The organism is Streptomyces sp. (assembly GCF_031178505.1).
In the GTDB taxonomy this organism is placed as follows: Bacteria; Actinomycetota; Actinomycetes; order Streptomycetales; family Streptomycetaceae; genus Streptomyces; species Streptomyces gulbargensis.
This window is the reverse complement of the sequence record NZ_JAPSIW010000495.1, coordinates 1-5,394: the sequence shown is the minus strand read 5'-3', so window position 1 is coordinate 5,394 and position 5,394 is coordinate 1. Positions and strand designations below refer to the sequence as shown.

2 protein-coding genes are annotated in these 5,394 nt (G+C 75.1%); both read right to left on the bottom strand.

Going from position 1 to position 5,394, the window contains the following annotated elements; genetic code table 11:
• Positions 1-1,497: GAF domain-containing protein (locus RIF68_RS26175; protein WP_309053758.1), on the bottom strand; the 1,497-nt coding region annotated here is incomplete at its 3' end.
• A gap of 98 nt (positions 1,498-1,595) precedes the next feature.
• Positions 1,596-5,339: a thiol reductant ABC exporter subunit CydD gene (cydD, locus tag RIF68_RS26170; RefSeq protein ID WP_309053759.1), complete on the bottom strand. Its 3,744-nt coding sequence runs from the start codon at positions 5,337-5,339 to the stop codon at positions 1,596-1,598.
• Between the last annotated feature and the right edge of the window lie 55 nt (positions 5,340-5,394).

The following is a 5,394-nucleotide window of genomic DNA, read 5'->3' as shown; positions in this document are numbered from 1 at the left end:
CTCGATCCGTCCGGCCCCGGCGTGCCGGAAGGCGTTGGAGAGCGCCTCGCGCAGCGCGGCGATCAGGTTCTTGCCCGTGAGCTCGCCGACCGCCGAGTCGACCGGCCCGAGGAACCGGTGGGCCGGCTTGAAGCCCAGCGGCACCGCCGCCATGTTGATCTCCCGCAGCACGCGGGTCCGCAGGCCCGAGGGGGCCTCGGCCGGGCCCTGCTGGAGCGCGAAGATCGCCGTACGGATCTCCTGGATCGTCACGTCCAGCTCGTCCACGGCCTTGCCCACGCCCTCGCGCACGGCCGGGACGACCGACTTCCGCTGGGCGCTCTCCAGCATCATCCCGGTGGCGAACAACCGCTGGATGACGAGGTCGTGCAGGTCACGGGCGATGCGGTCGCGGTCCTCGTAGACGGCCAGCCGCTCCCGGTCGCGCTGGGCGTCGGCCATCATCAGGGCGAGCGCCGCCTGGGAGGCGAACTGGGTGGCGAGGGTCCGTTCCGTCTCGGTGAAGGGACGGGCGCCGCGCGCCCGGGGCGTGGCGAGGGCGCCGAGCACCCGGCCCCCGCTCTGCAGCGGAAGGATCATGCTGGGCCCGTAGACCGAGGTCAGCCCGCTCACCATGCGCGGGTCCGTGGAGGCGTCGGCCACGAAGACGGCCTCCCCTGCCAGGAGTTGCTCCACGACGGCGCTCTCGGGCGGGAGGACCACGCCGAGCGCCTTGGTGGGCCGGGGCGCGGAGACCGCCACGATCTCCAGGCCGCCCTCCCCGGCCGGGAGCAGGACGATTCCGGCGTCGGCGTCGGCGAGGCGGCGGGCCTGCTCGGCGACGACGGTGAGGGCGTCGTCCGCGTCGCCGCCGGAGAGCAGGGCGGTGGTGACGGCGACCGAGCCGTCGATCCACCGTTCGCGCTGCCGGGCCGCCTCGTAGAGGCGGGCGTTGCCGATCGCGATGCCCGCCTCGGTGGCGAGCACCCGGACCATGTGGGCGTCGTCGTCGTTGAAGGGTTCGCCACCGCGCTTCTCGGCCAGGTAGAGGTTGCCGAAGATCTCGCCCTGGACCCGGATCGGCACCCCGAGGAAGGTCCGCATCGGCGGGTGCCCGGCCGGGAAGCCGGTGGCGCGCGGGTCGGCGGTCAGGTCGGTGAGCCGGATGGTCCGCGGTTCCCGGATGAGGGCGCCGAGCAGCCCGGCGTGCCCGTCGGGGCGGCGGCCGACGCGGCGGGCCGTCGCCTCGTCGACGCCGTGGGTGACGAAGTCGCGGAGGCCGTCGCCCTCCTCGTCGACGACGCCGATCGCCGCGTAGCGCGCGTCGGCGAGTTCGGCGGCGGTCTCGCAGATGCGGTCCAGGGTGGAGTGGAGTTCCAGCCCCGTGCCGACCGAGCGCATCGCCTCCAGGAGCTGCGGGACGCGGGCGGTGAGTTCCGTGGACAGGCCCTGGAGGCTGCGGGTGGCCCGGGTGGCGCTCTCCAGCGGGTCCGGGACGTCCGGCACGTCGGCGGTCATGGGCGTGAGCCTAGTAAGTCCTATTTGGCGAGAAAAGTCGGCCGCCGCTCCTCCCGCGCCCCCTGGCCCCGGACGCCCGCTCCCGGCTCCCTACCGCGTCACCTTCCCGTGTCCGCCGCGGTCGTGAGCAGATCGGTCGCCCGCTCCTGGGCCACCATCCGCCGCAGGGGTCCGTCCACGGAGGCGAGTGCGGCGTACGGGCCACGCTGCACGGTCCGGCCGGCGTCCAGGACCAGCACCTCGTCCACCGCGTCGAGGCCGTGCAGGCGGTGGGTGATGAGCACCGTGGTGCGGCCCTCCGTGGCCCGCAGCAGGTCCTCGGTGAGGGCGTCGGCGGTGGCCAGGTCCAGGTGCTCGGCCGGCTCGTCGAGGACGAGGACCGGGAAGTCGGCGAGGAGGGCGCGGGCGAGCGCGAGGCGCTGGCGTTGGCCGCCGGACAGCTGCGAGCCGTGCTCGCCGACGAGGGTGTCGAGGCCGTTCGGCAGACCGTCCACCCAGTCGAGCAGCCGGGCCCGCCGCAGCGCCTCGCGGAGTTCGGCGTCCTCGGCGCCGGGCCGGGCGAGCCGCAGGTTCTCCCGGACGGAGCTGTCGAAGAGGTGGGCGTCCTGGGCACAGAGGCCCACGAACCGCCGTACGTCGTCCCCGTCGAGCTCCCGCGCGGGCACCCCGCCCAGCCGGTACGCGCCGTGCTCGGCGTCCAGGAACCTCAGCAGCACCTGGGCGAGCGTGGTCTTGCCGGAGCCGGAGGCACCGACGACGGCGATCCGCCGGCCGGGCTCCAGGGTGAGGCCGAAGCCGTCGAGCGCCGGGCGGTCCTGCCCGGCGTACCGGGCGGTGATCCCGTCGAGGACCACCGGGAACGGGCTCGCCGGGGGAGTGGCGGGCGTCCGTGGTTCGTGGACGGGGACGGGCGCGTCGAGCACCTCGAAGACCCGCTCGGCGCTGTGCCGCACGCGCTGCCGGTACTGGACGGCGAGGGGCAGTCCGGTGACGGCCTCGAAGGCGGCCAGCGGGGTCAGGACGACCACGGCGAGGGCCACCCCGTCGAGCCGCCCGTCGCGTACGGCCTGGACGCCGGCGCACGCGGCGGCCACCACCGTCAGACCGGACACCAGGGCGGAGAGTCCGGCGCCGAGCGCGGTGGCGGCGGCCTGCCGGGAGGCGATGCCGGTGAGGGCGCGGTCGGCGGTGGCGGCCCGCTCGGTCCGTTCGCGCAGCGCGCCGGCGACGGTCAGTTCGCCGCAGCCGCGGAGCAGGTCGGCCACCGTGGTGGCGAGGACGCCCCGGGCGGGGGCGAGACGGCGCTCGGCCCGCCGGGCGAGGGATCCGCTGACGAGCGGCACCGCGATACCGGCGAGCAGCAGACCCACCGCGAGTACGGCTCCGGCCTCGGGCAGCAGCCAGGTGGTGAACCCGACGGAGGCGACGCCCACCACCAGGGCCGCGCAGGCCGGCAGCAGCCAGCGCAGCCAGTAGTCCTGGAGGGCGTCGACGTCCTGGACGAGCCGGGAGAGGAGGTCGCCGCGCCGGGTGCGGCGCAGCCCCGCCGGGGCGATCCGCTCCAGGCGCCGGTAGACGGAGACGCGCAGCTCGGCCAGCATGCGGAGCACGGCGTCGTGCGAGACGAGGCGTTCGGCGTAACGGAACACGGCCCGGCCGATGCCGAAGGCACGGGTGGCGGTGACCGCCACCATGAGGTGGAGGACGGGCGGCTGCTCGGAGGCACGGGAGATCAGCCATCCGGAGACGGCCATGAGGCCGACGGCGGAGCCGAGGGCGAGGCTGCCGAGGAGCAGGGCGAGTCCCATCCTGCCCCGGAGCTCACCGGCCATCGCGCGGATCCGCCCGAGGACCGACCGTCCGGAACCCCCGGTGGCCGGAGCCGCCGCTTCCCCGGCGGACCCGGTCCCGGTTGCGGGTACGGCATCCCCGTCCGCCTCGACGGCGCCTCCGGTCCCGCCGTCCCGACCGGCGCCGTCCTGGCGTACGGACGGCGCTCGGTCCCGGCCGCTCCCGTCGGCCGAACCGGCACCGCCGGCATCCCGCACCGTCTCTTCCGGAGCTCCCACGGACACGCCCGTCGACCGCTCAGCACCGTCAGGGACCGGTCCGCCGCCGTCCCGTTCCGTCCCTTCCGAAGCGCCCACGGCCGTGGCCCCCGGCAGGGCGGGCCCGGCCGGACCCTCCGACGGCGACAGGCGCACGACCCGGTCCGCGACCGCGAGGAGCGCCGGGCGGTGCACCACGAGCAGAACGGTGCGTCCGGCCGCGAGCCGGCGGACCGCGTCGACCACGCCGGCCTCCGTCTCGCCGTCCAGCGACGCCGTCGGCTCGTCGAGCAGCAGCAGCGGCCGGTCCGCCAGGAAGGCCCGCGCGAGCGAAAGGCGCTGGCGCTGGCCCGCGGACAGTCCGGCCCCGTCCTCGCCGAGTTCCGTGGCGAGTCCCTGCGGCAACCCGGCGACGAAGCCGTCGGCCCCCGCGTCCCGCAGCGCCTGCCGTACCGCCTCGTCGGAGGCGTCGGGCCGGGCGAGACGCACGTTCTCGGCGACGGTTCCCGCGAAGAGGTACGGACGCTGGGGCACCCAGGCGATCCGCTCCCGCCAGGCCTCCAGGTCGATCGAGGCCAGCTCCGCGCTCCCGGCGCCCGACGCCGCGGCGCCCCCGACGCGTACCGAACCGCCCTCCGGCACCGTGAAGCCGAGCACCACGTCGAGCAGGGTCGACTTGCCGACGCCGCTCGGTCCGACCAGGGCCACGGTCTCGCCGGGTTCCACGGTCAGCGTCGCCGCGTCCAGGGACGGTTCGGCGCGCCCCGCGTGGCGGACGGTCACCCGGTCGAGCTCCAGGCGCACGGTCTCCGGAACCGGGGCCGTCCCGCCTCCCCGTACCGGCTGTTCGAGGACCTCGAAGATCTCCTCCGCCGCGGCGAGACCTTCCGCCGCGGCGTGGTACTGCGCCCCGACCTGGCGCAGGGGCAGATAGGCCTCGGGCGCCAGGACGAGGATCACGAGTCCGGTGTAGAGGTCCAGTTCGCCGTGGACGAGCCGCATGCCGATGGTCACGGCGACCAGGGCGACCGAGAGGGTCGAGAGGAGTTCGAGGGCGAAGGAGGAGAGGAAGGCGATCCGCAGCGTGCGGAGGGTCGCGCGGCGGTACTCCGAGGTGATCGCCCGGATGGACTCGGCCTGTGCCTTCGCCCGTCCGAAGACCTTCAGGGTGGGCAGGCCCGCGACCACGTCCAGGAAGTGGCCGGAGAGCCGGGACAGCAGCCGCCACTGCCGGTCCATGCGCGCCTGGGTGTACCAGCCGATGAGGATCATGAAGACCGGGATGAGCGGCAGGGTGACGACGATGATCGCCGCCGAGACCCAGTCCTCGGTGACGATCCGGGCCAGGACGGCGACCGGAACGACCACCGCGAGACCGAGTTGTGGCAGGTAGCGGGCGAAGTAGTCGTCGAGCGCGTCGACACCCCGGGTGGCGAGGGCGATGAGGGACCCGGTTCTCTGGCCACCGAGCCAGCCGGGGCCGAGGGCCGCCGCGCGGGCGAGGAGCCGGCCGCGGAGTTCGGACTTCACGGCGGCGCTCGCCCGGTGCGCGGCGAGTTCCGTGAGCCAGGAGACCGCCCCGCGTCCGATCGCGACGGCCGCGAGCAGCACCAGGGGTGCCGTGAGGGCGGGGAGCGAGAGTCCGTCCTGGAAGGCCCCTACGACGACTTCGGCGATGAGCATCGCCTGGGCGACGACCAGCGCCGCCCCGACCAGGCCGAGCAGCACCACCGCGACCAGGAAGACGCGGGTGGCACGGGCATGACGGAGCAGGCGCGGGTCGATCGGTTTCACGTGAAACATGCCCTTCTCGTGAGCGACAGCCCTGGTCGGTGCGGGGTCTCCGGGG